Source organism: Chryseosolibacter histidinae (assembly GCF_018598225.1).
GTDB lineage: Bacteria > Bacteroidota > Bacteroidia > Cytophagales > Cyclobacteriaceae > Chryseosolibacter > Chryseosolibacter histidini.
On record NZ_JAHESF010000001.1, the window covers coordinates 85,242 to 110,841 of the forward strand.

15 protein-coding genes are annotated in these 25,600 nt (G+C 50.5%); 5 read left to right on the forward strand and 10 right to left on the reverse strand.

Features of this window, described 5'->3' with window-relative positions; translation table 11 throughout:
• Positions 1-62: 62 nt before the first annotated feature.
• Positions 63-1,169, forward strand: a complete 1,107-nt coding sequence (locus tag KK083_RS00315) for an ABC transporter permease (protein WP_254158796.1) — start codon at positions 63-65, stop codon at positions 1,167-1,169.
• Complete coding sequence (locus KK083_RS00320; RefSeq protein WP_254158798.1) at positions 1,166-2,284, forward strand: ABC transporter permease; 1,119 nt, start codon at positions 1,166-1,168, stop codon at positions 2,282-2,284. The genes KK083_RS00315 and KK083_RS00320 overlap by 4 nt, the downstream gene beginning before the upstream one ends.
• 404 nt (positions 2,285-2,688) lie before the next feature.
• On the opposite strand, the gene KK083_RS00325 is transcribed toward KK083_RS00320, so the two are convergent.
• Entirely contained in the window at positions 2,689-5,610 is a 2,922-nt protein-coding gene (locus KK083_RS00325) for a DEAD/DEAH box helicase (RefSeq protein ID WP_254158800.1), read from the reverse strand.
• Between the two features lie 283 nt (positions 5,611-5,893).
• On the opposite strand from KK083_RS00325, the gene KK083_RS00330 reads away from it, so the two are divergent.
• A complete protein-coding gene (locus tag KK083_RS00330; protein WP_254158802.1) occupies positions 5,894-6,688 on the forward strand; it encodes a hypothetical protein in 795 nt (264 codons plus the stop codon).
• 479 nt (positions 6,689-7,167) lie between these two features.
• Here the strand turns inward: KK083_RS00330 and KK083_RS00335 are convergent, their stop codons facing one another.
• The 9 genes from KK083_RS00335 to KK083_RS00375 form a co-directional block, all read right to left on the reverse strand.
• Entirely contained in the window at positions 7,168-8,334 is a 1,167-nt protein-coding gene (locus tag KK083_RS00335; protein WP_254158804.1) for an alginate lyase family protein, read from the reverse strand.
• A 180-nt stretch (positions 8,335-8,514) separates the two neighbouring features.
• Entirely contained in the window at positions 8,515-9,687 is a 1,173-nt protein-coding gene (locus KK083_RS00340; protein WP_254158806.1) for a glycoside hydrolase family 88 protein, read from the reverse strand.
• An 81-nt stretch (positions 9,688-9,768) separates the two neighbouring features.
• A complete protein-coding gene (locus KK083_RS00345) occupies positions 9,769-11,640 on the reverse strand; it encodes a heparinase II/III domain-containing protein (RefSeq protein ID WP_254158808.1) in 1,872 nt (623 codons plus the stop codon).
• A 94-nt stretch (positions 11,641-11,734) separates the two neighbouring features.
• Positions 11,735-12,763 (reverse strand): DUF4466 family protein, encoded by a 1,029-nt coding sequence (locus KK083_RS00350; RefSeq protein WP_254158810.1) that lies wholly within the window; start codon positions 12,761-12,763, stop codon positions 11,735-11,737.
• A 19-nt stretch (positions 12,764-12,782) separates the two neighbouring features.
• A complete protein-coding gene (locus tag KK083_RS00355) occupies positions 12,783-13,250 on the reverse strand; it encodes an SGBP N-terminal domain-containing protein (protein ID WP_254158812.1) in 468 nt (155 codons plus the stop codon).
• 25 nt (positions 13,251-13,275) lie between these two features.
• A complete protein-coding gene (locus KK083_RS00360; RefSeq protein ID WP_254158814.1) occupies positions 13,276-15,165 on the reverse strand; it encodes a RagB/SusD family nutrient uptake outer membrane protein in 1,890 nt (629 codons plus the stop codon).
• Positions 15,166-15,177: 12 nt separating this feature from the next.
• Positions 15,178-18,279, reverse strand: coding sequence for a SusC/RagA family TonB-linked outer membrane protein (locus KK083_RS00365; RefSeq protein ID WP_254158816.1), 3,102 nt, complete (start codon positions 18,277-18,279; stop codon positions 15,178-15,180).
• A 20-nt stretch (positions 18,280-18,299) separates the two neighbouring features.
• The gene (locus KK083_RS00370; RefSeq protein ID WP_254158818.1) at positions 18,300-18,470 is read right to left on the reverse strand and encodes a hypothetical protein; all 171 of its coding nucleotides are present in this window, start codon (positions 18,468-18,470) and stop codon (positions 18,300-18,302) included.
• Positions 18,471-18,825: 355 nt separating this feature from the next.
• On the reverse strand, positions 18,826-21,756 hold the full coding sequence (locus KK083_RS00375) for a two-component regulator propeller domain-containing protein (RefSeq protein WP_254158820.1): 2,931 nt from the start codon (positions 21,754-21,756) through the stop codon (positions 18,826-18,828).
• 221 nt (positions 21,757-21,977) lie between these two features.
• Here KK083_RS00375 and KK083_RS00380 point away from each other — a divergent pair, with 221 nt between their 5' ends.
• Together KK083_RS00380 and KK083_RS00385 are read left to right on the forward strand one after the other, a co-directional pair.
• Positions 21,978-23,798 (forward strand): cellulase family glycosylhydrolase, encoded by a 1,821-nt coding sequence (locus tag KK083_RS00380; protein ID WP_254158822.1) that lies wholly within the window; start codon positions 21,978-21,980, stop codon positions 23,796-23,798.
• A 245-nt stretch (positions 23,799-24,043) separates the two neighbouring features.
• A complete protein-coding gene (locus KK083_RS00385; protein WP_254158824.1) occupies positions 24,044-25,489 on the forward strand; it encodes a glycoside hydrolase family 30 protein in 1,446 nt (481 codons plus the stop codon).
• Positions 25,490-25,600: the final 111 nt, after the last annotated feature.

The window sequence follows — 25,600 nt, forward strand, 5'->3', positions numbered from 1 at the left end:
GGCAATTGGCAATAGGCAATCGTACCTCGTACCTGAAACCAACTGTTAACAAAAAAATAAAAATGAGACAGTTTCTCACATTCATAAAAAAAGAGTTCTCCCACGTTCTCCGCGACCGGAAGACGCTGCTGATCTTGTTTGGTCTGCCGGTGGTACAGATCATTATCTTTGGGTTTGCGCTCTCTAACGAAGTTAAGAATGCGAAGATCGTGGTGGTGGATTATGCGAAAGACGATGTCTCGCGCCAGATCATGAACAAGATCGAAGCCAGCAGGTACTTCGAGCTTGAAAAGAGATCGCTCGCGCACCATGAGGTCGAAGCAGGTTTTAAAGAAGGGCAGATCAAGCTGGCGGTGGTATTCCCCGCGAACTTTGGCGCGGACCTGCTGCACTTCAACCGGGCGCAGCTGCAGGTGATCGCCGACGCCTCCGACCCGAACCTCGCCAACACGCTGACGAATTACCTTTCCACCATTGTGATGGATTACCAGCTTGCGCTGAATGAGAATCAGGCGGTGCCCCTGCAGATCGGTACAGAGGTGAGGATGCTGTATAACCCACAGCTGAAGGGCGCTCATAATTTTGTGCCCGGTGTGATGGCGCTGGTGCTGATGCTCGTGTGTGTGATGATGACCTCCATCTCCATTGTGCGAGAAAAAGAATTGGGAACCATGGAGATCCTCCTGGTTTCTCCTTTCAAGCCCGTGCTGGTGATCTTGTCCAAGGCCGTTCCTTACCTGATCCTTTCGCTGGTGAATGTCGCGTCCATCCTGCTGCTGAGTGTTTTTGTGCTGGACCTTCCCGTAAAGGGCAGTGTGCTGCTGCTGTTTGCCGAGAGCACACTTTTTATCATCACATCACTTTCGCTCGGGCTGCTCATCTCCGTACGGGCACAGACACAACAGACGGCCATGCTCATCTCTATGATGGGTATGCTGCTGCCGACGTTGCTGTTCAGCGGTTTTATGTTCCCCATCGAGAACATGCCCAAGGTGTTGCAGTATATTTCAAATGCAGTGCCGGCCAAGTGGTACTACATCATCGTGAAGTCTATTATGATCAAGGGCTTGAGCCTTTCGGCGATCTGGAAAGAAACCCTGATCCTCTTCGGCATCACCATGTTCTTTTTAATGGTTAGTCTTAAGAACTTCAAAATCAGGCTCGCATGAGAACGATCAGATTTTTACTGGAAAAAGAATTCCGCCAGATCTTCCGTAACAAGACACTGGTGGCCATGATCATGGTGGTGCCGGTGGTGCAGCTGCTGATCCTTCCGCTGGCAGCCAATTACGAGGTGAAGAACATCAACATCTCCATCGTCAATCACGATAATTCCGATTATGCGCGCCACCTGATCACCCGCATCACTGCCTCAGGCTACTTCAGGCTCACCAGTCTGAACACAACTTTTGACGAAGCGCTTGCGCACATTGAATCAGACGAAGCTGACCTGATCCTGAAGATCCCGCGCAACTTCGAGAAGAACCTGGTGCGTGAGAACAAACAAAAGCTCTTTGTTGCCGTCAATGCCATCAACGGTGTGAAAGCGAACCTCGGCGGCGCATACCTGGCTACGATCATCCGCGACTTTAACCAGGATCTTATGCTGGAGTGGTTTCAGCCTTCGCGCACCAGTCAGCAACCGGTGATCGCTGTAACGCCCACCAACTGGTATAACCCGTACCTGAACTATCGCCTGTTCATGGTGCCTGGCATCCTGGCCATCCTCGTAACGATGATCGGTGGATACCTGTCGGCATTGAACATCGTAAAAGAAAAGGAGGTAGGCACGATCGAGCAGATCAACGTAACGCCCATCCGCAAACACCATTTCATCGTCGGCAAGCTGATCCCGTTCTGGGTGCTGGGCATGGTGGTGTTCACGCTGGGGCTGCTGGTAGGCTGGCTCGCCTATGGCATCACACCGGAAGGAAACCTGGGATTGCTCTACGGATTTCTGGCGCTGTACCTGCTGGCGGTGCTGGGCCTTGGCCTGCTGATCTCCACATACACAGACACTCAGCAGCAGGCGATGTTCATCGCGTTCTTCTTCATGATGATCTTCATCCTCATGAGTGGCCTCTTCACGTCCATCGACAGCATGCCATCCTGGGCCAAAGTGATCAGCCGTCTCAACCCCGTCAGCTATTTTATCGACGTAATGCGCATGGTTGTGTTGAAAGGTAGTGGATTGGCTGACATCATTCCACACATGGGTGCAGTATTCGTATTCGCTATTGTGTTTAATACGTGGGCGATTGTGAACTATCGGAAAACATCGTAAAGAGTCACCGTTGGATCGAAAGCCCCAAGGGGGCGCAATATCAATAGCCCACGGTGAAGCCGTTGGTTATTGAAAGTAGCGAGAGAAATGGGCCACGTTCGATCGTTGATTCGTGAGGTATTCGATCATGGCACATAGCGGCAACACCATGATCAAAAAGCGTGCATTACGTGCCAAAGCTTGCATCGCCTGATCCAGATTTCCTGTGGCACTTGAAATCCCAAATGCACAATAGCCAGGGGTTTCAACCCCTGGCTATTGATATTAAGGCCCTTCAGGCCTTTAGTCGATTTGTATTCTTAACGCCTATTAGTTCTCGGTTGCTATTGAAAGGAAGTACGATCCGCTGAAGTTCAAGCTGTACGTCCGTGACTGTCGACGGTGGACCGTGGACCATCTACCATCTACCCGAACAAAAACTCCACATCTTCCCTTGAAAGACTCTTCACAAACCCCGCATCTTCCTGGATCAGGTCGTCGGCGAGCATTTTCTTTCTTTCCTGGAGCTGGAGGATCTTTTCTTCTACGGTGTCTTTGCAGATCATCTTGTAGGCAAACACCTTGCGGGTCTGGCCAATGCGGTGGGCACGGTCGATGGCCTGTTGTTCCGCAGCAGGGTTCCACCACGGATCGACAAGGTAAACATAATCCGCCACCGTGAGGTTGAGCCCCACACCACCTGCTTTCAGCGAGATGAGGAAAGCTTTTATACTTTCATCTTCCTGGAACCGGGTAACTTCTTCTTTCCGGTTGGGGAGTGATGTGCTTCCGTCGAGGTAGCAGTGACTGATGCCCGCTTCTTCGAACTCTGCTTTGATCAGCTGAAGCATTTCCGTGAACTGGGAGAATATGAGCAGCTTGTGGTTGCCCGCGTTCTCCTGCACTTCACGGACAAGCTCTTCGATCTTCACCGAGCTCTTCATTTCATTGGCAGTGTCTTTCAGCAGCGCCGGGTGGTCGCAGATCTGTCGCAACCGAAGCAGACCTTCCAGTACGTATACGCCTGATTTGCCGATACCCTGTTCGTCGATCTTTTTGAGCAGTGAATTCCGGTAGCCATCGCGGTAGTGGTTGTACAGCTTGCGTTGTTCCGCATCCATGGTACACCACAATACCGTCACGGTCTTGTCAGGCAGGTCTTTGGCCACCTGTTCTTTCGTTCGCCGGAGGGTGAAGGGATGGATGAGCTTTTTCAGATGCAGTGTTTTTTCCTTGCTGCCGAATTTATCGATGGGCTGAGCAAACTCGCGATTGAAGAACTCACGCGAGCCAAGCAGCCCGGGGTTCAGGAAGTTGAACTGCGCGAACAGGTCAGAAGTATTGTTCTGCACCGGCGTACCGCTGAGGATCACCCTATTCACGGCGCGCAGCTGCTGAACAGCTTTTGTTACGCGGGCGTCAGGGTTCTTGATGGCCTGGCTTTCGTCGAGAATAATGTATTGCCAGAGAAAATTATTAAGTTCTTCAAGATCGTTGCGCACCACGCCGTAAGTAGTGAGCACCACATCATAATCGTTAAAGTGGGCTTCACTGAACTGGCGCTGTAATCCGTAATGGATGTAGAATTTCAGCGTAGGACAGAACTTCTGGATCTCGTTCTCCCAGTTGAAGATCAGCGACGTAGGGCACACCACCAGCTGTGTGCTTCCCGGGTACTTCTCTTTCAGGTATTGAAGGAAGGAGATCGTTTGAAGTGTTTTGCCAAGGCCCATGTCATCGGCAAGGCACCCGCCCCAGCCGAGCTCGTCGAGTGCCTGCAGCCAATGGAATCCCGATTGCTGGTAAGGCCTGAGCGATGCCTTGATCTCGGAAGAGAGCGGCACTTTTTCGATCGAGTCGAACTGCAGCAGCTTGTGCTTGCGCGCTTCAATGTCCTGCTGTACGGTGTTGCCGTCGATCTTATCGAGGATGTCTTCCAGCAGTGTATAGTGCAGCTTGCTTACCCGCAGCGTTCCGTTCTCTTCCGTACCGGTTCTCAGCAACAGGCTGTACTGGCTGATCCATTCTTCGGGGATGTGCCCGAGTGTGCCATCTTCCAGCATGATGGTGTCCTGCTTGTTCAGGATGGCGTGGCGTATTTCCTTCAGAGAGACGGTGTGCTCTCCCCATTGGATGGTCACCTTCAGATCGAACCAGTCAACGTTGTTGCTGGCCGTGATCGTAAAGCGGGGGACGTGCGTGGTGTAGCGGAATTTTTTCAGCTCGTGCAATCCATGTACGGCATATCCCTGGTCAGCCACTTTACGCATCATGGTGATGAACCAGCCCTTCTTCATCACGTCGGCAAACGGAAGGTAATAATACTGGTTGTTGCGTTGTGTGTTGAACGACGAATGCAGGGTGCGCAGGTATTCGTACAGTTTCTGCTCGTGATCCTTGTTACGCCGGATGATGCTCACCTTATCTTTTGTCTCCATCACGTGGTTGCGCTCTTCACTGTAATCGAGCACAACATCATCGCTATAGGCAAACTGCGGGCGTAACATCAGGTTGCTTTCGTTGAGCTCAGTAAGGAACACCCTCGGCTGTGCTTCGGGGCTTACCAGCTCGATGTTGAGCTTGTCGCTGATGGAGATCTCGTATTTGTCGAGCCACGGCGTCACGTATTTGTTGATCACCTCTTTCTTCACTGTGAGCGGGAAGGTGAGGGGGCCGTTCTTGAAGAGGTCGATCAGTGTCAGCGCTTCCTTATCGGGTGGCAGGTATAAGGTGCCGTCTTTTTCAAACATGAATCCGCCCCAGAGGTTCAGGTCTGATTCCTGCCCGTCGAGCTTCAGGATCATTTTGATGCTGATGAGCTGCCCGCTGCGTTCAACTTTGAAGCTGAAGTTGGCGGGTTGCTGTCCCAGCTTCACGGTTTGTTGCTGGTAGTTGTTGAAGCGGCCTGCCTTGAGCACAAACAGGTCGGGCCACTGGCTCAGCGCTGGCCATAACTTGTGCAGCAGCTCGATGTAGTGCCGGCGCAGGTTCACCAGCTCTCTTGCGGATACGTGCGCCCAGGTGCCTGAATGATTCCGGATGAAGCGGTTGCCGGTGCGGGTCATCCATTGCAGCAGCTGGTTGTCAGAGAACTCCATGAGATCGTCATAGAGTTGATTGTCCAGCGAGTGGAGCAGCGCGAGGCCTTTTTCCACCTGCAGCGAGATGCGCTTGTATTCCGTTTTGCCGTTCACGGGGTAGATGAGCACGGGCTCGAGGTCAAACCGTGTCGACTTGCCTGAAACGAAGTTGAATAAAAATCCTATTCTGTAATTGAGGTCGAATCCGGCGGGTAAAGCCGGCCGCTCAGCTTTTTTGGGCTCTGGTTTTGGTTCGTCGAATAACATTAGATGAATGTTCGTAGTGGTATGACGATCAGTTAATTGCGGGCGCAGACTTCAATAAAGGCCTGACGCATAATGTGTTCATAGAACGATATGATCGTTGTTAAGGAGTGAGTTTTACCATTCATTCGCCGCAAATATAACTGTGCACGGCTTGCTGCCGCGGACTGCAAATAAATAAAAAAATGCTGATCTTGAATTGCCAGGGATGACATCCTTTTAAAGGATATCATCCCTAATTTTAACTCCAGCACCAGTAGCATAACTGCTTTGGTATAAAAGACTTATGACGAAATTAGTGCGTTTTTCTTTGCTCCTGGCATGCCTTGGTTCGTGCGATGCGCCGCCCGAAAAATCGACAGAAACCTTCCCGCTTCAGGCTGACTTTACCGAACAAGGATGGATCGTATATGAGGGCCGCATTCCCCTGGATGAAAAGCGGAACCTGTACATGGAAATTTTTATGCGGCCTGGAAACGAAGCCGGCGAGGGCGACTACCGCTTAACGGAGACCATCGAGGAGGAAACCTCGGTTTACAAGCTGCCGCCTTTCGCTGGACAATATTCTACCTTCCATGGCGCCCGTCCGGAAGACCTGATCGTACGCTTTCACAATTCGGCACAGCTGGAAGAAGTGAAACGGGTTTACTACGATCCGCTGGTGAAAAAGATCAAGGAGCGAAGCCTGCGCAAAACCGACCTCACGTTTCAACGCCAGGGCGATGATGCGCTGATCATGCTCTACCAGAATTCGGAGCCTGTGAGCCTGGAGGCCCGGTATGTTTTGGCGAAGCGCACATCGCGGCTTTTTACGGTGGAAGGTTATTTTGAACATGCCGGCGACAGCTCACTGTTCCTTGAAATGAATACCGAAGAACGCTGGCCTGTCTCTAAGCTCGGAGCTTACGATCTGGCCATCCGTCAGTATCACCTGCTGGCCAGGGAAAAATCGGAAGGCATCTATTTGAAAGGTATCGCTTATTCTATACATCAGGCAGACCGGGAAGGAAAGCCGGTGGATGCGCTGGTATTGAAGAAGGTTATCCAGATGACATCGGCGCCGTTAGAGGAAGTTAATTGAATAGGACAACGACAATTTGCGACGGAGCAGATCATGCAGGATGAACAAACGGCATCCTGCGCAATGAGACATCTACTATAGGGGATGGAACAGCGCTTATACGCAATGAGGTATTTGCTGTAAGCGAAGCCGTAAAAACAATAGACTACACGATAAAGAAAAAAAGATCTGTAGCATTTCCTTAAGGAAATGGAGTAAAGTCAATAGAAAATGGCTTTTCTTCTTAAGAACATGATATTTTTCGTTAAGGGAATGTGGTATTTCCTTAAGAAAAAAACGTATTGCTTACGGGGAATGAAACAAAGTCAATAGGATCTGTGGCATTTCCTTAAGAAAAAAAGATAAATCCAATAGGAAATGAAGTAAAGTCTTAAGGAAACTTCCCGCCTTCTTAAGGAGATGCCTCGCCAATTTAAAACCCTTTGAGGGGTTTTAAACCCTCAAAGGGATGTTACTGACCGCCCTAACAATGGAAATGCTCAGTTGAACCAAATGACCGGATTTCGGATCGGGAGATTACGAACGACCTCAACCACCTCGGGTTTATGATCCAGATTCTTCCAGGTCGAATACCAGTCATCTTTGCCGAAAGCCTGCGCACCGAATAATAAAAATGGTTGTGCTACAGGCCAGTTCTCCCAATACATCACATCTTTCCCATAAGGCCATGATGATTTATCACGAATAAAGGGATATAAAAAGTCCAGGCCCTTGCGGATCGATCTTCCATCGGCTGTTTGAAAATTCCACAAATCGTTTTTGGCGTCTGATAAAATGTGGCACACCATGGCCATCGCATCCAGGTTGAAGATAGAATAGCCATAGGGCTTAGTTCTGTTGATCTCGAGTGGAAAGCTCCCGTCTTCTTTCATCTGATTGGGAAGCAATACGGTCTTATAACGATCGCGGCAAAAGGTGAGCAATTCCTGGTTGCCTGTTAGTGTTGCATAGCTCGCTACCTGCATAACCCAGCACGTGCTGTGATTATTCTTCGTGTTCATTTCATCTTTGCCATACTGATGAGATGTCAGCCAGGTAAGATAATCTGTAAACCATTTTTTAGTTCCTTCAATGACAGCAGCATCTGTGCTTTTTGCATGTTCCAGTTTCTTAACACCCTGTGCCACTTCCATGAGGTGAATGGTATCAATAATTCCATAACCCCTGCCGGTAACCCGTCCCTTGATCGCCTGCGCAAACTCCATGCTTGGATTCATACGGGTGTCTGCGTTGATAAACCACGCTTTCAAATGAAGCATCGCATGCTTTACATACTTCTCTTTCCCCGTAAGAATGTATGCCGATGCAAGCGATCCGATAATCCTGCTAAAACGGATCATGGCAAACCTATGATCAGTAAAGATGCCCGGGTTCGTCACACCATCGCGGTTCACATAAGGGCCGTCAGGATTCAGCGAATCGGGCCAGAAATAATCGGCTTCAGAAAAGAAATCATGTTTCGTACCCGCACTTCTCGGTGAAGTACTTGCCGTAACCGTAACCGGTTTCTGTTTCAAGGCCCAATCTGCTTCACTCAGAACTTGCTTGCGCAAAACTTCAGCAACCTTGCTTCGATAGTCCTGTGCTACCAGTTCCTGAGCGTTGATAATTACGGCAATAACGATGAGCAGGTATTTAATTCGCATAGTGGTCACGATTAATGGAGTGTCGGCTTCGAAAGTTTCCCGCAGATTACGCTGATTTTCGCAGAGTCATCTATGGAAAAAATCTGCGTTCATCTGCGAAATCTGCGGGAATTGCATTTGATGAAAAAAGGCGACCAGCTCACCAAACCAGTCGCCTAACCTTAATTAAAACTCTACCCCTCATTTCTTCTTCTTCATGCGGTCATACCGGAGCAACGCTTCGATATAATAGTAATCCGCATAAATGATTGGCACATCTATTTCAGATTTGGCAGGTTTATGCCCTACACTGTGTTTCAGAATAAAATTATTATTGCTTCCCACCTCAGCCAGGTACGCCGGACTACTTAAGCTTGTCAGCATCTCTTCCGCAGCTTTCACATACTTGCTTCCATTCTTTACATATCCACTCAGTTCCAGCAGACCCGAAGCAGCGATGGCGGCCGCGGATGCATCACGTTCTTCATTCGGAATATTAGGAGCATTGAAATCCCAGTAGGGAACTTTGTCTTTCGGAAGATTGGGATGATTCCAAAAGAACTCGGCGATCTTTACGGCCTGGTCGAGGTATCGTTTGTCTTTTGTTTCACGGTACATCACCGTATATCCATAAAGGCCCCAAGCTTGTCCGCGCGCCCAGGCCGATTCGTCAGCATAACCCTGGGCCGTTACTTTCTCGATCACTTTTCCCGTCGTTGTGTCGTAGTCGACAACGTGATAGCTGCTGTTGTCGGCACGGAAATGATTTTTCATGGTAGTGTTGGCGTGCGTTACCGCGATCTTATAGAAGCTGGAGTCACCCGTTACCTTCGTTGCCCAGAATAAAAATTCAAGGTTCATCATGTTGTCAATGATCACGGGGAATTTCCACTTGCCATGATTCCACGATCTTATGACACCCGCTTTTTTGTTGAAGCGCGTGCTCAGAGACTTTGCACCCTGGATCAAAATTTCTTTATAGGCAGGATCGTTCGTTAATCGGAAACCATTCCCAAACGAGCAATAGAGCATGAAACCCAGGTCATGGGTGCGTGTGTTGTATTTTTCCTTTTCAAGGCCATTCGTCCAGCGCCTGGCTTCCTGTTCCCATTTTTTATCTTTTGTAAGATCGTACATGTACCAAAGGTTTCCGGCATAGAAGGCGCTCGTCCAGTCATTGGAAGCCACGGTCTTCAGTTTTCCATCCGGTGCCGTAGTGCGCGGAAACCGTAAAGTATCCGTAAGGGAAGACGTGCTATTGCGCAAATGGCTTTCGATCACCTTGAAGTTTTTTGCAATGTCCAGTTTAGCCTTGGCGGCGAAAGCAAGAAGCGCGATGGAGCAAACTGCGATTATAAGTAATTTACGATTCATGATTAAACCAGGATTAACAGGATTATAGGATTAACAGGATTAATTACAAAGGGCCGCAATAGATCGAACAACTGATTAAATTCATTTCCATCGGTCTAAAGACCTGATCTTTGTTTTTATTTTTTTAACCTCAGGTATCAGCCTCACGGTAAATGTCTCGGCGTGATTGGCAGGCACAGTAACCTCAAAACCTACGAACGTTGTTCCCGGGTTGGGCGCATCGTATGTTGTTGTGGGTTGTGAGCTCCAGGTTTTCAGTTCAACTTTTGCCCGGCTGTCGACATGCAGGGTGAGCTGCTTTCCGTCTTTCTTCAAAAAGACAGTGTTCTTATTTACGATCTCAACATCCGCGGCGGTGAGCATCGTCCAGCGTATTGTAGTGGGCTTGTCCAGCGTTGTCAGCTCGTCACGTATCACAACATAGCCATCGTCTACAATACCAACGCCCCTGGTTATACGCTTTAACTGATCTTCATAGACTGTAGACAGATCGGAGATCGCGTATCTGAATCGGGGATTATCGGAATAACGGTCGATCTTTGCATACCCCTTCACGAGCTGCAGTTTGCCATCCACCGTTAATGTATTGTGTGCAAAATTATTCATCCGGAAAATGGACCAACGCTGAGCATCCTGTGTACGGCCGAAGACCTGGATACCTTTTGATTCGAGCGATTCATACTCCTGCGAACCAAGATCAGAGGCCCATCGCACGCCGCCCCATTCCATAATAAAGGAACCGATGTCCATGTGCGCGTGATTCACGGAAGGTGATCCTGCCTTGAATCCAAGATAGATGGCATTGGGATCGGTCCACGATGTACGCATCAGTGCAACAGGACTTGGTCCCTGGCCCACCCAAACGTTTGACGCCGGGGCGTTTATTTTGTTCAATGGAATATCTTTTCCCCAGATGATGGCACCGGGAAGCAGTCTTTCCCAGGCAAGTGACCGGTAGTCTGATCTGTCAAGGAATTTCTTCTCGACCCACAAAAGTGAAGGATCCTGATTTCGTTGTGCGAACCAGAACATGGCGGGGCTCAGGTTGGTGCCCGTGCCACAATCGCCCCAGTTATAACTGGCACCGGTAGGACCCGTCATGTTTTCCAGGAAGGAACCTGTTTTCAAAAAACCAGGACTTTGCAACAATCCAAAATCGGAACCGAATGCTTTTTCGATGGCACTCAGGAACATGACGTTGAACGAGGTGCCATAATTCCAATAGCTGTAACCTTCCGGGTAGGCGCCGTCCGGTTTGTAATCGCCCATGGGCAATGAAATGGTGTTCAGTGCACGCTCGATGATCAGTTTCGAAGTGTCGGGATGATCTTCCGCCACGGCCAACGCTCCGTAGGTCATACCTGCGTTGCACACCTGGTTCCAGTTGTGGGTTGCTGTCAGAAACCAATTGTATCTCGAATCGAAGGACGGCTCCAATCCTTTTTGGAGGATCGCTTCACGAATAATCTTTTTTGCCCCGGGAGAAAGCTTGTCGAACAACCAATCGTACCCGATGGACATGCCCATGGTCATTTCAGCAACATCAAGGAAGTGAGACGGATTCCAGTCACTGAACTGGCTTACAGCAAGCATTTCTTTTTCGGCCCGAAGCAAATATTTTTCTGCGCCCGTCATCCGGTAAGCATAAGAGAGGTAAAACAGTCTTCTAACACATTCTCTGCCCTTGCTGAGCAACCGCCTTCCGATGAGCTTACGCTCCAGCGTGGGTAATCCGATGATGGTGTCACTTGCACGAAGGATCGCTTCATGCATTTTTCGCCAGACCGGATTATCAGCAACGGATCTTTCAATGGCCTGTTCTTCTCCTTTCACCAAAAGGATGCGCGGATGTGCCGGCCATTTTTCCAGCGGGGGTACCGTTATTGGCTGCGCGTTGCCGGTGACCGAGATCACGCCCGCAAAAAACAACAAGAGAACTAGAGCCTTTCTCATGAAAAAAGGGATTAGGGATCGAATACATTTTACCATAGTCTTCAGCACTTTTCGTCAATAATAATAAACTGTCAATCCCTAATCCTTACCACTCTTAAAACATCTTCAGCCTTTTAATGCTGATCCGCATATTTTTTGAGCCATCGTTCACAGCGTTGATATAGACATAAGCCCTGTACTGGCGATCTGCCGTCTCAACCCACACACCGGCCTCACCCTTCAGGTTGATGGCAAAATTGGTGGCGGTAGAAGTATCGAGCTTCTCAAAATCGAGGTCGTCGATAAAGATACCGTATTGTAACCTTGCCAGCTGCTGATCACGGAGGTTAAGCGTCTTGATGATCTTCGTATCCTTGTTTACACCTGCAGGAAGCGTCACACCCGGAAGGTAGACCGGATCAGCCGCAGGCGCTACCAACGCGTGTTTAAAGGTCAGGGCAGGGGCAGGAGCGGGTTGCTGAACCAACGCACGATACAGGTACACGAGATCAATTTTGTCGGGAATCGCGGCTGCCTGTGCGGCTGTGTAGGTGGCCATATCAGCAATGGAAATGTACATTTCCGTATTGTCTGTCACGGTACTGTCGAGCACCATGTCCATAGCCGAAATGGTGTAGGGGCCCATCTTCATTGACACGGTTCTTCCATTGCTGTCAGTGGCTGAAAATGTAAAGGTCACTTTCTGGCCTTTTGCCTCTTGCGGAATTTTATAAAAATAACGCAGCGTTACAGCGAAGGTATCGCGTGTCAGGGTGACCTTGGTCAGGTTACCTTCTGTTGAAGACGGATCTGCAACCTGAACGGCCTTGTCATTTCCACCACCATCGGTTGAGTAGGCGCGGTGTTCAAGGAACGTGCCGTTTGTGATCACAGGTTCAACCACGCCGGGGATAGAAGCCTCCACCTGGGCGGATACGATCTTTCCCATGTCTTTCGGAAGTGCCATGGCATAGGCGAACTCCAGCCGGTTGTTTACAAGGTTCGGCCCCAACGATCGTTTGATGCAGTCGTTTTGAAATTCACGCTTTGCCTGAGGAACCTCATAGGCATCATCCTCGCAGGCAACTGCAAAGATCAAGAGCAGGAGAAATCCTGGTAACTGATATATATGTTTTAATTTCATGATTAAGTCCGGTTAGTGATTATTGTTGAACAGTCACGTAGATGGTATACTCCTTGCGCACCCTTCGATTGCCCGATATAACGGCATACGTTTTAGGATTTGACAGATCAGAGAAGTCAACCTTGCCCGTGATCTTGGGATCGAGTTTTGCGTCGGTCACCAGCGTAAACTGGGGATACAGGTTTTTCAGGTCTGTGCCCAAAGCAACCTCTACATTAATGGTCAGCGCGGTAGTGTCAATAACTACATTCCTTGTCGAAGGGATTGCGGGTGTTGTTGACGTTGCCGGAATGGCCGTGGTTGAGGTCACCACACTTACAAAGTCAGTTCCCAGCAGCTCAAAATTGCTGACGTAGCACGAGCCTCTGCCCGTGATCAGCAATCCATCTTCGTCGATGGGATAATCATGCGAGCAGCGAACCATGCTCACCAGGGTAAGCAGGCCCAGGAGGGAAGCGACAATTTTATTATTGATATATTTTTTCATAGCGCTATTCATTTGAAAGATCATCTTATAACCAGGGGGTATTTTGTGTCAGGTTCGGATTTTTGTCACGCTCGCCCGGAGGAATTCTGAAGATGTAACACTGCTGATAGGTAAGGGGCGTTGCATTTCTGAAGTACACCATGGAGTTGGCATTTTTGGTGTCCCTGGTGTCTGTTCCTACGTTCGTACCGGTAGGATCCCATGCGCGCTCGATGGCTCTCCACCTGCGCAGGTCAAATGAACGTTGACCTTCAGCCACCAGCTCTACGATGCGCTCCTGCTCGATGGCAGCAAAGAAAGAAGCATAATCCGCAGTCTTGGCGCCAGCCAGGGGAGGAAGGTTTCCGCGGAAACGAACTTTGTTGACGAGGGCAATAGCGTCACCCTGCGGACCGCTCACTTCATTGGTTGCTTCTGCATACATGAGGTATACATCGGCGAGACGAATTACTGGCCAGCTGAAATCACCATCGGATCTGTCTTGTCCGGCATAGTTGCGGATGAACTTACGGAAAAGGTACCCGGTCTGGTTGTTATCCGCATTCACGGTAACATAGTTGGCGGTGGCCGAGTTGATCTTGATCGTCTGCCCGTTGTTTCCATAAATGAAAGGTGACATGCCGGTGGATTTAAGACTGGCAGATCCCAGGATCATTTCGAAGTTCCACATCATGGTAGCTTTCATCCGGTAATCGCGGTTAGCGTAGCTCTGCGGATTCAGCGCATGATTGGGCGTTGACGGAGGAAGGATGGTGTTATTGGCATCCGATCCGGGTGCTGGGTTACCTTTGATCAGGGGTGTAGCGAAATCACCCGTAGTGACTGACTGATACCTGTCTGCAAGCGCAAAGCGTGGCTTGGTGCCTCCCTGTGCGAACTGGTTTGTACGCGTACCGAAGTCGCGCATCAATTCTTCGCCCTGACCGGTTCCTGTAGTTCCGTGATTGAAGGACATGATAAACTCTGTGTTGCTCACGTCATTGCTCGCGGCAGGTTGGAACAGGTAGAAGTAGTTGGGCAGAATATCAGCTTTACCCAGCGCATCAATTTGTCCGGGGTCGCCACCACGATACAAGGTTAATCCGAAGTCATTGATAACTTTCCTGAAATCGTCCGCCGCCGCGGTATAGGCTGCTGTTGCCTCGCTTGAAGAAGGTGTAAAGGTGCTGAGCTCGGGCCAGCCGAATTTATTCCAGCTGCCCCAGAACAATTGTACTTTACCTCTTAAGGCAAGCGCAGCGGGTTTTGAGCCACGGCCCGCAGCTGGTTTCTTCTCAGGCAGCTTATCGTATGCATACGTCAGATCCTCCAGTATTTTACCTTTTATGGTAGCGATGGGCGTGCGGGACATGAGCGCAAAAACTGCGTTGTTCTCACCGATCCCGGTAGGTACGTTCTCAAAATAAGGAACATCGCCCCACATGGAAATAAGACGGAAGTACACCAGGGCACGCAACAGGCGCGCTTCTCCTATGATCGATTCGAGATTTGCCACCGAGCTTGCGGGTACGGTCGGCAGCATCTTTTCAACATTCACAACAACATAGTTGGTGCGGATCACGGCGCCGTACAGATACCTGAAATAGGTGTCAAAGTTGGAGCCATAGCCAGATGGGTTATAGCTGCCACCGTTGTATGGGTTGGTACTCGCGGTAGCATTAAAATTGTGATAGACGAATTCACCCTGACCATCGAAATAATAATCTCTGTCAAAGCATTGACGAACGGCTGAATAGGCACCCATCAGTGCAGTAGTAGCATCGCCTTCTGAACGCCAGAACTGATCTGCGCTCAAAGCGTTTGCTGACGGCTGATCTAGCAGATCGCTACAGGCGGTAGGCAACAATGTCAGCGCCATGAACGCCAGCGCGGCCATTATCTGTGAAATCTTGGTAGTATTATTTTTAGTAATCATAAATAGCCGAGTTTAAATACCGAGGTTGATACCGATGTTGTACGATTTGACGAGGGGATAAGCATCACGACCGGCGCTGGTTTTTTCAGGATCGAGTCCGCGATACTTGGTGATCGTGAACAAGTTCTCTGCTGAAGCGTAAATGCGGAGTGAACTTGCCTTGATCCGCTCGAGAATGCTGGCCGGTATTTTATATCCGATCTGGATATTCTTAAAGCGCAGGTAGTTCATATTGTCCAGCCAGAACGTTGTCTGTTGGGTATTGTTACTGCCACCCAGGCGCGGCCAGGCACCATCACGATTTTCAACTGTCCATGGATTGCTCCAGTGCTCCGGTGTGAAAGCATAACGTTTATTGTTCGGGTTAACGGTGTTGTAGATCGTCAGCCAGAAATCTTTCCGTCCGCGGGCACCTTGTAACAATACGTTCACATCAAATCCTTTCCACGAAACACTGGCGTTGATACCGTAATTGGTTGTAGGCCTGTCGCGGGCAATGCGGGGATAAGCTTTTCTGTCGTTGTCGTCAATGCGGCCATCTCCGTTCAGGTCTTTGCGCAGGATGTCGCCAGGAGAGGCCCCTTGCGGTGTGGCGTTATAAACATCCTGCCAGGTCTGTGCAACGCCAGCGTCCACGTAAGAGTATACATAGTTGTAAGGCATATTCAGGAACACAGTGTTTCCGTTGTTGGTCGCACCACGCCCCAGGTATCCGCTCCACTGCTCAATGTAGTTCGCATTGTACGACCCGTTAGCGGTGATGGAATAAGAGATATTGTCACCGAAATTATCTCTCCAACCGAGGGTCAATTCAACACCACGGTTGCGCAGATCTCCGATATTTTGCTTGGGTGCCTCGTACGCGCCGCTCAGGAGCATAGACAACGATGTATTCAAAAGCATTCCGGTTGTGAGACGATCGTAATAATCGAATTCGGCTGTCAACCGGTTGTCAATAAAACCTAATTCAAGACCAATGTCCATTACCCGTGTAGCCTCCCACGTAAGATCCAGGTTGAGCAGTTTTGCGTCAACAAGACCTTTTGCGATCGCTGCCGGGTCACTCATATAATGTCCGGCTGACAGGGTCTGCTGCTGTTGCGTGCGGCCCACACCACTGATGTTACCCAACGAGCCGTAAGACGCTCTCAGCTTTCCATTTGAAAGCCAGGGGAGACCTGACATGAAGCTCTCTTCGTTGAAACGCCATCCCGCAGAGATCGCAGGGAAGAATCCATATTGGTTGCCGGGACGGAACTTGGACGACCCGTCATAGCGGGCGCTTATTTCCAAAAGGTATTTGTCAAAGGCAGAATAGTTGATACGGCCAATGAACGAGCGAAGGCCTTCTGTGCTGGAGTTACCACCTACAGTCATGGTGCCCAGTGCGGCATCGAGCTCGTGAAGAGAAGGATGAAGCCTGTCGAGCCTTGAGCTGAATTGTGAGCGATCATACCAGTATTCCTCACTGTAAACAAACATGGCGCCGAGCTTATGACTCACGCCCAGATCAGTGGTATAGTTGAGGCGACCGTTCAGCTGGGTTTTAAAACCGGTGTTGGTAGTGTTGGAAATGCCGGCATTGTCACCAACATAGATCCTTGTACCAAAAGCCTGCGTCTGAAAATTGTAAGCCTTGTTCGGAATGTCCGCGCTGTAGCTGAACTGGTTATAATAGTTCATGTTGTAATCAACGCGGGCGGTGAGTCCTTTCACGGGAGTCCAGTCAATATAAATGTTGGGGTTTACCTCCTGGCGCTTCCGGTGATTCTGACGGTTTACGTATTGCGTGTACGGGTTGTATGCCGAAGCATCTTCACCATATGCCATGGCTCCTCCAAAGTATCCTGTAACGGGATCATAGGGCGTAATACCAGCGATGGCATATTGCAGATCCTCTCCGGCGGTGTTATCACTCGTTGATTCAGAGAAACCCTCCGGAAGTGCGAAAACGTTATCAGACCAGTTACCACTCAGCTTGATCCCGGTGTTCATATTGCTATGCAGCTTGTAATCATAGCTGAAGCGCATATTGTAGCGGTTGTAATCGTTGTAGATCTGCAGACCTTTCTCATTCATGATACCACCTGAAATGTAGAAGCTCGATCTGTCGTTTCCGCCTGTTGCCGAAATGGTGTGGTTGGCGACACTTCCATTGCGCAGGATCACATCCCACCAGTCCGTATTGGGGTACGCAAGGGGATCTACCATACCTTTAGCCATCCATTCGTCGATCGTACCATTCTTGAAGATGAATGCTGATGGTGCCGTATTGGTTGACGCAGCGAGGTTCTGAAGGGTCATCGCTCTCGGATAATCCGCCAGGAATTCGTAAGAGCTGGTGGGTTGAGAAATAGCATAAGAGCCGTTGTAGTTGATGACGGTCTTCTTCAGCCCTTTACCGGACTTGGTCGTAATGAGGATCACGCCATTGGCGCCGCGCGATCCATAGACCGAAGCGGATGCGGCATCTTTCAACACAGAGATGCTTTCAATGTCGTTGAAGTTTATCAGGTTGATATCGATATCGGGTACGTTATCCACAACAACCAGCGGCCCGCTGTTATTCACGGAACCTAAACCCCGTATCAACAGGGTAGCACTGTTGTTACCAGCCATACCGCGTGCCTGAGTAGCTGTGAGGCCGGGAACGAGCCCTGCCAATCCTGATGAAACGTTCGACAGCGAGCGGCTGGAGATCTTCTCGTCGAACTTGACGGCACCAACCGATCCCGTCATGTTTACTTTCTCCTGCGTACCATAACCGACTACCACCACTTCGCCGAGTGTTGTAATGTCTGCAGACATCACCACATCAAGCGTGGTTTGCTGACCAACAGTCACATCCTGGCTCAGGTAGCCGATAAATGAAAAAGACAGTACAGATTCAGGTCCCGGCACTTCAAGCGAATACTTTCCATCCGCGTCAGTTACAGTACCGGTAGTTGTTCCTTTGATCACGATGTTAACACCGGGAAGTCCGCCACCATTGTCATCTCTCACCACGCCGCTGACAACAAGGCTTTGTGCGTGAAGATGATGGGTGCATAACAGGCATAGCAAAGCAAGCACGTAGCGCGCCCGCTTCAAACTGCTAAGTAGAGTTTGCGTCATAGATATTGGGTTTGGGTAAATTAAATTTTACGGTTACAGGCGCCGACAATGGATCCGGCATCAATGGCAAAGGCGCTGCCGGCATCTGTGGTACTGCCGGTGCCCTGAATGAGAGCGTTCACATCCGGGATGGACTCCCTGGAGGTCAGGAGGAAGCACGATCGCTTCCAGATCTGTAAAGATTCCTTCATACAATCAGTTTTTAGTTGGGTAAATTGATCTTTGGAATCGTTTGGGCTCACGATCGAAAACGATTCCGTCCAAATGTATAGGAAGGGCTTTCCGACCAATAAAAAACCATTACGGCATCGTTACTACACGGTTAAAAATCACTACGTCTGCACTACGTCAGTTGGTGGGGGATTCTGATAATCAGTGAGTTGCGTTTGAAAAAAGGAGTAAGAAGTAAGGAGCAAGTAGTAAGAATTTGGAAGCCTTAAAAACAAGTGTGAGCATTGGGATCGAGCCCGAAAATGGAGTGTAACCATTGGGCGAAGCGGGGGCCAGGCGAGGCGTCAGCCCTCCTTACTCCTTGATTCTTACTCCTTACTCCTTTTCCTCCTGACTCCCCATCAATTCCTGAGAGCCATAAAGCTTCTCCAAAAACTCAGCCATATCCTCTTCATGACTGATTCCCAGGCGTTTGCGCAGCCTGTAGCGGGCGGTTTCGATACCGCGTACGGAGAGGTTGAGAATGGAGGCTATCTCTTTGTTGGTAAGGTTCATTTTTACAAAGGCGCACAGCTGAAGCTCCTTTTGGGTGAGATCGGGGAAGCTGGACCTTAATTGAGAGAAGAATTCGCTGTGCACCCTCTCAAAGTTGGCTTCGAATACTTTCAGGTGCTCTTCGCTTTGCAAATTCTGGTTGATCTTGCGCTGCAGCTCACGCACAGCCTGTCGCGCGCGGTCGTTGCTCACCGCGTCTTTCAGGTTTTTCAGGTCTTCAGACATTTCGTTGAGCAGCTCGCGTTTCCGCACCAGCAGCATGGTGTAGTTGGCCAGCTCCTTGCTTTTGAAGATCACGTCCTCTTCCAGGATCTCTTTGTGTTTGATGATCTCTTCTTTTTCACGTTCAAGCTTGATGCGCTCGATCTCCAGCTGAAGCACCTTCCGCTTTTTCTCTTCTTCGGCGATGGTCTTCTGCTTCACGTGCTCGATGCGTTGCTGGATCTGCCGCGCTGCGAAAATGATCAGCAGAAGCGAGCCCAACGCATAGCACAGGTAGGCCAGGTTGGTCTTGTACCAGATAGGGGTGAGCTGAAAGTGATATGCCGCCTCGTCTGCGCTTTCGCCCAGCAGGCTTCGCGCCTTCACACGAAAAACATACCGGCCGGGCCGCAGCCCTGTATATTCCTGGAACGGCACATCCTGCCAGGCAGACCATTCTTCATTGATGCCTTCCAGCAGGTAGCTGTACTGAATGTTCATTTTGTCGTCGAAGCCAGGCGCTGAAAAACCGAACCGTACGCTGGTGGTCTGGTAGGCCAGGTGCTGCGGCGAGCGCTCGGAGGTTTGTATCGCCAGTGGCATCTCGTCAGATGCTTTTTTATAGCTCACACTGGTGATCACAGTTTGTGTTTCATTGCCGGAGGGGTTGTAGGCAAGGTCGAATGAAAAGAGGCCTTCGCGCGTGCCGATCAGCACATTGTTGTCGTTGACCGGAAGCAGGCACTCCATGCTTTCATTGAGCATACCTTTCAGCTGAAGGAACAGGCCCTTTGTCAATACAGGGTTCTCGCTTTTGGTCGTAAAGTATCCTACTTCATCGTTTTGTATGAACCAGGTCTTGTCCCTGAACTCCAGCAGTTTTCTGATGTTCATCTGGGTGCCCAGTGTGCGGTTGAGAAAAGCATGAGGCTCAAACCTGTCGGCAGAGGCGTTGTAGGTAAAAATGCCCTGGTTGGTGGTGAAGACGATTTCGCCATTCCACCTGAAAACGTTGATATTGAAAGGCGAGGGGAGTCCGTTCTTGTCCCGGAAGTGTTCGAGGCCCAGCACCCGCTTGAATGCGTTGTCGATCTTGATCCTGAACACGCCCTTGTAGCCGTGGCAAACCCAGAACACGCCGGGCTCGTTGCCCTGAAGAATGTCGCGGCTCGATTCATTGAACCCTTCGATCTGGTTTAATATTTTGAAGCCGCCAGCCTGGTCGTATTGCATGACGTACAATCCTTCATATGTACACACCATGTAGTATCCGGGTTTCCCCTGGATGGCGATCGTTTTCCAGACACCCTTCACGCCGGGAATTTTCTGGTAGCCACCAGATTCCGGGAACACCACGAGGCCGTCGTTATTGCCGCAGAGAATGTGGCCTTCAAACTGCTGGAGCGACCACGCGGGTACTTCCAGTCCCGGCACACTTTTAAAATTGGTTTTGAAAAACTTGTTGTTGCCGGCGTCCAGCGGTGAAACGATCACACCTTGACTCGTGGCCAGGTAGAGCTTGCCCTGTCCGACGCGGGCGTCGAAAATAGAAGCGTTGTCGTACAGCCTGGAGACAGGAGAGGAGATGTCGATGCAGTCGATGCCGTTGTTGAGCAATACCCAGATGTTGCCTTCGTGACTTTCGAACAGGTTGTGTACCGTGTTGTCGAGCTTGTCAAAGACCTCGTTCGCGGCAGCTTTTACGCCGAGGCCGTTGAGAGCGATCACCTTCGATTTCAGGGTGCCGAAGTAATAGCTGCCGTTAGATGATTTAATGGCGCTGGTGATGCGGTTGTTGGAATTGACCTCGAGCAGGCGTTGCAGAAAAGAGGCTCCCCCCCTGGCAAGGTCTACTTCAAAAAGACCGCCCTGCTTGGTGATGACCAGTATCTGATGACCGTTATCGCCCGGCAGCAATGAAAAGAATTCTTCACCGGCAAGGTGCTCTGGGCCCAGCACCGGCGTGAATTCGAGCGATCGAAGATCGGCACGTTTCACCTGGTCGCCATCTTTGATGAAAAACTCGCCATGCAGCACGCCGGAGAACCGGAAAGCTGACAATGCCGGAAACGTAGTGGCCTTGTTGTTGGCGATGGCGATCAGAAACCTGTAGCTGCGAAACACGATGTGACCCTGCACCTCATGAATGGCCCAAATGTTTTCGATGTTCCGGTCTTCAGCACGCAGCAGGTGCATCCATGATTCATAATGATATTTGCCGAAGACATCTTTTTTGATGGTGCCGAACTCGTTAAACCCGCCCACATACACAACACCGTCTTTGCTCACGGCAAGTGCCCGGACGGACGACTGATTGGGAAGTTTTACGTTTTGCCAGATCTCGCCATCATAGATGAGCGCTCCGTTGTTACTGCCAAAGTACAGGATGCCGTCATTGTCCTGGCACATGGTCCAGATTTGCGGATCCGAATTGAAATCCTTCCTTGTATAGTGGATCACACGTGGGGTCCCTTTGATGGAAAGATGGTCCCTGGCGGGAGCCTGTGCATGGGCTGCGGGGCCTCCCGATAACACACACAGGGTACACATTATCCAGCTGAGCAGATGCGCCAGATTTTTTTTAAATGCCTGATTCACAACAACTACCATGCGCTTGAAGTACCCGTGAAGTAGTGATTTCCACCTGCGAAGTAGCGTAGATGTACTTTCAGACCTCAATTTACATTATTCTAAAAAATATACTTGGATCACCGAAAACGGTTGCTGTTTCCGGTGAGTTAACAACAACACAACCCGTCACAATTCAAAAAATGAAGAAAATAAATTTACGAAAACATTTCAATACCTCTTTTGGACGAAAGACCGTGACCGTGATCATGGCTATGCTGGTATGGCTGGGCGCTGGTGACCGGTGCTTCGGGCAATATCTCCATACGCAGGGAAAACAGATCGTTGATGGCCAGGGGCGTGAGGTGATCCTTCGCGGGATGGGGCTTGGCGGCTGGATGCTCCAGGAAGGTTATATGCTCGAGACGAGCAGCTTCGCCAACTCACAGTACCAGATCAGGGCAAAGATCGAAGACCTGATCGGCGAGTCGAACACGAACGCCTTCTACGACGCATGGCTCGCCAACCACTGCACGAAACGAGATATCGATTCACTGGCAGCCTGGGGTTTCAACTCGGTGCGCCTGCCCATGCATTACAACCTGTTCACCCTTCCGGTGGAAAAAGAACCCGTGGCCGGCCAGAACACGTGGCTCGACAAAGGATTCACCATGGTTGACAACCTGCTGAAGTGGTGCGCGGCCAACAAGATATATCTCATTCTCGACCTGCATGCCGCGCCGGGAGGCCAGGGCAATGATGCCGCGATCTCCGACTACGATAAAACCAAACCTTCCCTCTGGCAAAATGAAGAGAACCAGCAGAAGACCGTTGCCCTCTGGCGAAAGCTTGCCGAGCGTTATGCCAATGAACCGTGGATGGGCGGGTACGACCTCATCAACGAGACCAACTGGAATTTCACTCCCGATGGCCACAAGAACGGGTGCGGCGAAACGAACAACGCCCCGCTGCGCAAGCTGTTCACAGACATTACAACGGCCATCCGGCAGGTAGACAAGCATCACATCATCTACATTGAAGGCAACTGCTGGGCTAACAATCACACCGGTCTGTGGCCCGCCTCGGATAATAACCTCGTGCTGAGCTTTCACAAGTACTGGAACAACAACGACCAGGCTTCGCTGCAGGGAATGCTGAGCCTGCGCGATCAGTACAATGTACCATTGTGGCTGGGCGAGTCCGGCGAGAACTCCAACGTCTGGTTCAGGAATGCCATTGGTCTTATGGAAGAAAATAAGATCGGGTGGGCGTGGTGGCCGATGAAAAAAATAGCATCGGTAGTGAACCCGCTCACCGTAGTAAAGAACGATGGCTACGCACAACTGCTGAACTACTGGAAGAATGGCGGCACGAGGCCAACGGCTGAATTTGCCCAAAAGGCCCTGATGCAGCTCGCGGAGAACCTGAAGATCGAGAACAACATTTATCGCAAAGATGTGATCGACGCCATGTTCAGGCAGGTGCGCGATGCAAGCACAACCCTTCCGTTTAAAAAACATGTGGTGCCAGGCATTGTGCAGGCGGCGGATTACGATCTCGGCAGGGTGAACAAAGCCTACTTCGACACCGATACAGCCAACTACCGGGTCACAACAGGGAACTTCGCCGCATGGAACAACGGATGGAATTACCGGAACGATGGTGTAGACATCCAGGCTTCTTCAGACACAGACACCAATGGCAACGGTTACAATATTGGCTGGACCGCCGACGGGGAGTGGCTTCAATATACCGTGAACGTGGAATCCAGCGCAACGTACGAGATCACGGTACGCTACGCAGCCGTTGCCGACGGTGCAAAAATAAAACTTGTCGTTGATGGTGCAGATGCGTCAGCCGTGACAGCGCTGCCCGCCTCCGGAGGCAATCAGACCTGGACAAGCAAGACCATACCCGACGTTGCACTGCGCAAAGGTGTCAGGAAGATCAGGCTTGTCTTCGAAAAAGGCGGCGCCAATATCGGTTATCTGAAGTTTGCGTTGAGTAAGAGGCGCACACCCTGAAAGCGTTCCGTCGAGGGTGGCCGGCATGCGGGGAGCGAAGAATCCCCTTATAACGAAGTGCACACGGTAAGGGCGGTGCCCGAATGAAGCACGCGGTAACGTATGGGGATCCTTCGCTCGCGCCACCCATCGCCTCAATCGCCACGCTGAACGACGGTCGTCAGGGAGAACTGCCGTGGACCGTGGACAGTCGACTGTGGACCATTAACTAAGACCCATTGAACATTTAATACATTTCAAACCCTATGAATAAAACGTTTTTGATTTTTCTTTTTCTGATGACGATGTATAGCGCCCACGCACAACAACAGCGGCACATTGTTGACGGGAAGAAGGTGGTGGTTTATACAACGGCGCAGAATACAACGCATCGTCTTTCGAAAACAGAGACCCTGGCCTTTGCAAATTTCGGTCAGCCGAAAGAGACACAGCCTTGTGTTTTTGTCGATCCTTCGCACACCTTTCAAACCATGCTGGGCATCGGCGGCGCGCTGACCGATGCTTCAGCCGAAACGTTTGCCAGGCTGCCGAAAGAAAAACAAGCAGAGGTGCTCAAAGCATATTACGATGCGAAGGATGGTATCGGTTACACCCTTGGAAGAACGAATATCAACAGCTGCGACTTTTCGAGCGGCAGCTATACCTATGTAAAAGACAACGATGCTTCATTGAAGAGCTTCACCATCGAGCACGACAGGCAGTTCAAAGTGCCGTTGATCAGGCAGGCCATCGCGGCAGCGGGAGGTAAGCTGACGATGTACGTGAGCCCGTGGAGTCCACCCGCGTGGATGAAAGACAACAACAGCATGCTGAAGGGTGGAAAGCTGCTGCCCGCATTTCGCCAGGCATGGGTGGATTATTATGTGAAGTTCATCAGGGCGTATGAGCAGGAAGGTATTCCCGTCTGGGGCCTGACGGTGCAGAACGAGCCCATGGCCACGCAACGTTGGGAGTCATGCATTTACACCGGAGAAGAAGAACGCGATTTTATCAAGGAATATCTGGGGCCTACGCTGCAGAAGGAGGGAATGAGCGCGAAGAAACTGATTGCGTGGGATCACAATCGCGACCTCCTTTACCAGCGTGCCAGCGCCGTGCTCAACGATCCCGCGGCAGCGAAATACGTGTGGGGCATTGGCTTTCACTGGTACGAGACCTGGACCGGCAGCGCCATGCAGTTCGAGAACCTGAAACGTGTAGCGGAGACGTTCCCCGACAAGAACCTTATCTTCACGGAAGGCTGCGTGGAGAAATTCAACTTCTCACGCCTCAACGACTGGGCGCTGGGCGAACGTTACGGCATGTCTATGATCGGTGATTTTAACAACGGCACCGTTGGCTGGACCGATTGGAACATCCTGCTGGACGAGACCGGTGGCCCCAACCATGTGGGCAACTTCTGTTACGCACCCATCATCGGCGATACCAAAACAGGGCAGATACATTATACCAACAGCTATTATTATATCGGTCACTTCTCCCGCTTCATCCGCCCGGGCGCGAAACGCATCGTCAGCTCGTCTAACCGGGACAAGCTGCAAACCACATCTTTCATCAACGAAGACGGAAAGATCGCCGTGGTAGTGATGAACACCAGTGACGAGAGTATTCCATATACATTGTGGATCGATGGAAAAGGCGCGCAGACCACCAGCCTGCCGCATTCTATTGTGACGATGGTGGTGGAGTAGAATAGTCCACAGTCCACGGTCGACGGTCCACAGACGGAAACCGCCTCTTGAAACCGGTATCCTGAGCGATGAATGAGGGCGGAACGTGCAAGCGAAGGATCCCGTAATGGC